The organism is Cellulomonas sp. IC4_254, assembly GCF_011603975.1.
Lineage (GTDB): Bacteria > Actinomycetota > Actinomycetes > Actinomycetales > Cellulomonadaceae > Cellulomonas.
Genome location: NZ_JAANNB010000073.1, coordinates 1 through 6,340 on the forward strand (window position 1 = coordinate 1; position 6,340 = coordinate 6,340).

At 69.0% G+C, this 6,340-nt stretch carries 3 protein-coding genes and 1 pseudogene; 3 read left to right on the forward strand and 1 reads right to left on the reverse strand.

The window, feature by feature from the left end; all coding sequences use genetic code 11:
• Positions 1-111: 111 nt before the first annotated feature.
• Positions 112-609: an RDD family protein gene (locus G6556_RS09095; RefSeq protein ID WP_166940577.1), complete on the reverse strand. Its 498-nt coding sequence runs from the start codon at positions 607-609 to the stop codon at positions 112-114.
• A 171-nt stretch (positions 610-780) separates the two neighbouring features.
• Between G6556_RS09095 and glnA the strand changes: the two genes are divergently transcribed.
• The 3 genes and pseudogenes from glnA to G6556_RS20195 form a co-directional block, all read left to right on the forward strand.
• Positions 781-2,205, forward strand: a complete 1,425-nt coding sequence (gene glnA, locus G6556_RS09100; protein WP_166940579.1) for a type I glutamate--ammonia ligase — start codon at positions 781-783, stop codon at positions 2,203-2,205.
• A gap of 674 nt (positions 2,206-2,879) precedes the next feature.
• Entirely contained in the window at positions 2,880-3,314 is a 435-nt protein-coding gene (locus G6556_RS09105) for a hypothetical protein (RefSeq protein WP_166940581.1), read from the forward strand.
• A pseudogene (locus tag G6556_RS20195) lies at positions 3,311-6,340 on the forward strand (hypothetical protein); the annotation flags it as partial. The gene G6556_RS09105 and the pseudogene G6556_RS20195, both read left to right, overlap by 4 nt.

The following is a 6,340-nucleotide window of genomic DNA, read 5'->3' on the forward strand; positions in this document are numbered from 1 at the left end:
CCCCGCACGCTCCGCGCCTGCTTCGCCGGCCGGGCAGTTGATGTCCCCACCGTGGGCTTCGAGGGGACATCAGCTGCCCGCTCGACGAGTGGCTGCGGGCCGGTCAGCGGGTCAGCGGCGGACGATCGCCGTGCCCGCGGAGCGGTCGTGCAGGCCGCGGCCGTCGGCGTCCCAGACCACCGCGGGGATGACGAGGCAGAGCAGGACGGTGCGGACCACCGCCAGCAGCAGGTTCGGGGGCGCGTCCGGGCCGGGGTCCGCCACCGGGGCGCCGGGGCGCTCGAGGAGCGTCTGCGGCGGCCGCACCCGGCGCACCCGGATGCCGAGCAGCCGGTGCCCCAGCGTGCCGCCGACGGTGCCGACCAGCAGCACGTTCTCCACGGCGAACACCGCCAGCGTGCCGAGCTGCTGCGCGTCGGCGGGCAGGAACACGTTGGCGATCGCCAGGCAGGCGAACCAGTCGATCAGCAGCGCGATCAGCCGGCGTCCGAGCGGCGCGAGCGAGCCGCTCCCCGTGGCGGGCAGCCCCAGTCGGCTGCCGCTCGGCGCACCGCCGTTCCCCACGGGCGGGCCCTCGAGCCACGAACCGACGTCCTCGCGATCGACCATGCGTCAACGGTAACCGGCCGGCGTGCGCACCCGGGCGGGCGGCGTCACGTGCCCGCAACACGGATCCGGGGTCACGTAACACGGGCGAAACAATCGGTACACCGCAGGGAAACTGGGCACCCCTAACCTCGTCGGAGCCCGGTGAGGGCACGTCAACCCGAGGAGCAGCGGATGTTCAGCACGCCAGAGGAAGTCCTGGCCTTCATCAAGAACGAGGACGTCAAGTTCGTCGACGTCCGGTTCTGCGACCTGCCCGGCGTGATGCAGCACTTCAACGTGCCCGCCGCGTCCGTGGACGAGAGCTTCTTCGTCGAGGGCCAGATGTTCGACGGGTCGTCGATCCGCGGCTTCCAGGCGATCAACGAGTCCGACATGAAGCTCCTGCCGGACGTGACGACGGCGTTCGTCGACCCGTTCCGCGCGGAGAAGACCCTCGTGCTGAACTTCCACATCGTCGACCCGTACACCGACGAGCCCTACAGCCGCGACCCCCGCCAGGTCGCCGCCAAGGCCGAGGCGTACCTGCGCTCGACCGGCATCGCGGACACGGCGTTCTTCGCCCCCGAGGCCGAGTTCTACATCTTCGACGACGTGCGCTTCGAGACGAAGCAGAACGCCGCGTTCTACTCCATCGACTCCATCGAGGCCGCCTGGAACACGGGCCGCGTCGAGGAGGGTGGCAACCTCGGCCACAAGACGCCCTACAAGGGCGGCTACTTCCCCGTCCCGCCGGTCGACCACTTCGCCGACCTGCGCGACAAGATCTCGCTCCAGCTGGACGCCCTCGGCCTCGAGGTCGAGCGCGCCCACCACGAGGTCGGCACCGCCGGCCAGGCGGAGATCAACTACCGCTTCGACACGCTCGCCAAGTCCGCGGACAAGGTGCAGCTGTTCAAGTACGTGGTGAAGAACGTCGCGCACGCCGACGGCCGCACCGCGACCTTCATGCCGAAGCCGCTGTTCGGCGACAACGGCTCGGGCATGCACGTGCACCAGTCCCTGTGGAAGGACGGCAAGCCGCTGTTCTTCGACGAGAAGGGCTACGGCGGCCTGTCCGACATCGCCCGCTGGTACATCGGCGGCCTGCTCAAGCACGCGCCGTCGCTGCTGGCCTTCACCAACCCGACGGTGAACTCCTACCACCGCCTGGTCCCGGGCTTCGAGGCGCCGGTCAACCTGGTGTACTCGGCCCGCAACCGCTCCGCGTGCATCCGCATCCCGGTGACCGGTTCGAACCCGAAGGCCAAGCGCATCGAGTTCCGCGTGCCGGACCCGTCGTCGAACCCGTACCTGTGCTTCGCGGCCATGCTGATGGCGGGCCTCGACGGCATCCAGAACCGGATCGAGCCGCCGGAGCCGGTCGACAAGGACCTGTACGAGCTGCCCCCGGAGGAGCACGCGCTCATCCAGCAGGTCCCGGGCTCGCTCGGCGAGGTCCTGGACAACCTCGAGGCCGACCACGACTGGCTGACCGCCGGCAACGTGTTCACCCCGGACCTCATCCAGACCTGGATCGACTACAAGCGGTCCGCGGAGATCGACCCGATCCGGCTGCGCCCGCACCCGCACGAGTTCGAGCTCTACTACGACGTCTGATCGGCTGCTCCCGGTCAGCACGCAGCGAGGGGCGTCTCCCGTCAGGGAGGCGCCCCTCGTGGCGTCCCCGGGGTTCGATGCGGGAGGGCGGGCGGCTGGGAGGAGCCCCTGCGCTCGATGTCGACGCAGCTCGTGGTCATCCGGCATGGTCGCCTCACGACGACGAGGCTGATCGTCCCGCCTTCCTCAGCACCCGTTCGTCAAGGCGCTTCCTCGCAAACCCCGCTTACACCGCTCAGGCCGTGAGGCGCGTCCTCCGTACCCATGACTGCCGCCGCACCGGCGCGACCAGCAGGCGGAGGCCGCGCCGCGGCGCACTGTCGGCGCCAGCAGCGGCGATCGTCTCATGACGCCGAACTGACGACGTTGACTACCTACCTAGGACGGAGCGCCCGACTCACCGCGGCGCGCCAGATGTCGCGCTTACCCCCGTGTGTGCCACGTGGCTCCGCTGCCCTCGCCGCTCAAGTACGCACAGCGAGCACTCATATCTGCTGGTAGGTGGCCTGTCCGACTGCGTCACGCCCCACGATCAGGGCCGGGGCCACCGCGCGTCGGCTCGGTACTGCGGCACCGCCGCGTCCAGGACTCGGCGCCACCCGACGCACGTCGCACTCCGTGCGGTACTCGGCGATCCCCACCACGGCCACGACCGACCGAGAGGGAGCGACGCCATGACGTTCGTGTGGGAAGAGACCACCGCCGAGGACCGGGAGTTCATCGAGTCACTCCACATCCCGAACACTCGGGGTCCCGGTTCGAAATTCGTCGAACTCGACTCGCACGGGGCAGTGAACAGGTCCGCTGGGCAGTTCCTCCTGGAGGTCGGTGGAGGCTTGCACACAGAGATCCCCGAGTGCTGGGTGCTCGTCGACGGCATCGACCTGGCATTCGCGCAGAGCCCGCCGGTGGCGAAACTGTCCAGTCCGCGCTTCACGCGTCTTGTGATCAGCCGGGTCTTCATCACAGCCTCCCTGGCGGCCCGCCGCTCACCGGACGAGGTCTGGGGCGCGATCCGAGCCGGCCTGACAGCGCTTCACTCCCGTGGACGGACGGACTTCTCGGTTCAGTTCGCCGGTACACCTGACATCGCGGTGGAGACCCGGTGACCGCCGCGCCAACCCTGGTCGACATCGGACGACCTCTCGACGCTCGGAGTCGCGCGCTCCGACATCGAATCGTCACCGTTCTCGTCCTGGCGCTCCTGGCGTGCATCGGGGTCACTCCGACCACCGCTCGCGCAGCCAGCCCTGCCGGCGCCATCACGTCGTGGGTCGACTCGTTCGCGCGCGAGCACGGCACGCCCGTCAGCGGCTCGGCCCTCGACGAATTCGTCTCAGGCGTGCGTCAACGGATCCTCGATCTCGGCGTCACGCCGCCACGCGCAGACACGTCGCTCATCGTCTACACCGGAGTCGTCGACGACATCCCGGCGTGGAAGCTAGCGGAAGCGTTAGCAAACACCGGCCCCTACCACTTCATCAGCTCCACCCCAGCGGGCGCCGCCATCTCGGACGAGAAGTTGCGGAAGGCGATCAGCGCCGCTGTCGGCAACGACATCGACCTCGTCGAACGGATCTACGGCTGGTCCGGGTCGAGGCTCGCCCCCGATCTGGGCCTCGCCCTCGACGACGCCGTGTCCGAGCGCCTGGTCTCGAACGCGCGCGGTCGAGTGATCCCGCTGCTCCCCGGATGGGCGAGCGACCCCAAGACCAACGGCGTCTTCTTCCGCACCGAGCTCCCCGCGCTGCTGCGCAACCCCCACGTTACGCACATCGGATCGATCCCCATGTCGACACTGCGCGAGCTCGGCAGCAACGTCGACGAGATCGCCCGCATCGTCGGTCACGAGAGCTCGCGGTTCGTCGCGGAGCTGGACATCGTCACTGCGAAGGGTGCGGACGACGCGGTAGAGGTGATCCGTGCGGGCCCACGCGGTCAGGTTCCCTCTGGTGGCGGCACGCTCCGCCCGGGCCACGTCGTCATCGGCCTCCCGGACGACGCGGCCGTCGTCAAGTGGCTCGGCAACAACAATCCGCAGGCCCCGAAGTTCCTCCAGGCATCGCCGGCAGCACAGTACGAGAGCCGGGTTGTGGCGAAGGCGTTCACGGAGGCAGCCGCCGCCCCGAAAGGGAATCAGAGCCCGACGGTGCGCACGGTGGTCTCGAGATACCTCCCCGTCGCGAACGCGGCGGGCAACGCGCTCGGCGTTGTCAGCACGGTGTACCTCGCCGGCCAGATGGCGACGGCGTTCGGCGACTCGATCGACCTGTTCCACCAGGGACGCGTCGACGAGGCCCGCGCCATGATGCAGCACAACATGCGGACCTTCGGGTTCGGCTTCGGGTTGTCCATGGGGATCGGGGGCGCGTTCGCGATGCTCACGGGTGCGGGGTGGCTCGTCCTCGGGTTCGAGGCCGGGGTCCTCGGGGTGGGTCTCGCGGTGATGTGGTTCGCCGACGGGATCATGGGAGGCGTGATCGGGCAGCGGGCCGCTGCTATCCATGCGCTCTCGGAGGAGGCGGGCGGAGCGGTCCAGCCGGCACCGCGAGACCCGATCGTCCTCGACATGGCAGACGACGGGTTCGCCCCGACCGGGTTGGCGGACGGCACTCATTTCGACCTGGACGCGAACGGTTTCGCCGAGAAGATCAACTGGGTCCAGGACGACGACGTGATCCTGGCACGCGATCTCAACGGCAACGGCATCATCGACAACGGCCTCGAGGTCTTCGGGGACCACACCCGGCTCGTCGATGGCACGCGCGCGACCAGCGGTTTCGAGGCCCTGTCCGAGCTGGACTCCGACGGCGACGGCGCCATCACCCCGGCCGACGACGCCTGGGACGAGCTGCTGATCTGGGACGACCGGACGAACCCCGGACGCACCGATCCTGGCGAGCTGAGCTCACTCGAGGACCACGGGATCACCGCCATCGAGCTCGAGGGCGAGGACCTCAACGAGCTCACCGAGGCGGGCGTCCTGATCGGGCGGGTGACCAACGTGTCACTGTCCGACGGGCGGGTGATCGAGGCTGCGGAGTACTGGGTGCAGTCTCGGTTGCACGACACCATCGAGCTCGGGATCGGCGACGAGGACGCGCTCGCCGGCCTGGACGACGTGCCGAACATCCCGGCGATCGGCAACATCCCGTCGCTGCACCGCGCCATCGCGGCCGACGGCAGCGGCACGGTCCGCGGCCTCGTGGAGGAGTTCGACGCGACGACAGACGTCGACGAGCGGAACGCAGCGGTCGAGCGACTGCTGCTCACCGTCACCGGTGGCGACCAGGTCGCCCCGAACTCCCGCGGGGGCAACGTGAACGCCCAGCACCTCGCTGCGATCGAGAAGGTCATCGGCGAGCCGTGGGTCGGAAGGAACGGGACGAACCCGAACGCGCCTGCCGGGCAGCTGCTCAACGCCGCCTGGGGACAGCTGATGGAGGTCTACTACAGCGAGCTCCTCTACCGGATGCACCTGCTGCCCGCTGTGCCGCTCCTGAACGGTTACCTCGTGCGCGAGGACGGCTCGCTCGACACCGATCACATCTCGGCGGTGGTCCTCGACATGGGATCCGAACACCCGGACCAGCTCCGACTGGTGCAGGACGTCGCTCGGTACCTCAAGTACCTGCACGGTGGGGGTGTCCACGGGTTCAGCTCCTACCGCGAGACCGTCGGCAAGGTGTCGCCTGCGCTCGACCAGGCGATCACGGGTGCAGCCGGGATCGCCGTGTTCGGCACCGAGGGTCCCGACCGGCTCTCGACGACCGCGACGAGGACGGTGCTGTACGGCAACGGGGGCGACGACGTCCTGAGTGGTGGCGCGACGAACGACATGCTCGTGGGCGGTGATGGTGACGATCATCTCGCGGGCGGCGCCGGCACCGACACCTACGTGCTGAGCACCGGCAACGACACCATCGCCGACACCGGGAACGACTCGATCGTGACGATGCCCCCCGGCCTGGCACCCCAGGACGTCACCGTCACCCGCACGGGCAACCACCTGCTGCTGACCCACCCCGAAGGATCAGTCACCTTCCAGAACTGGTACGTCTACGCCGAGACCAACAAGAACTACCCCCTGGCCTACAAGGGCACGTTCCAGTTCGACGACGGCACCACCTGGGAC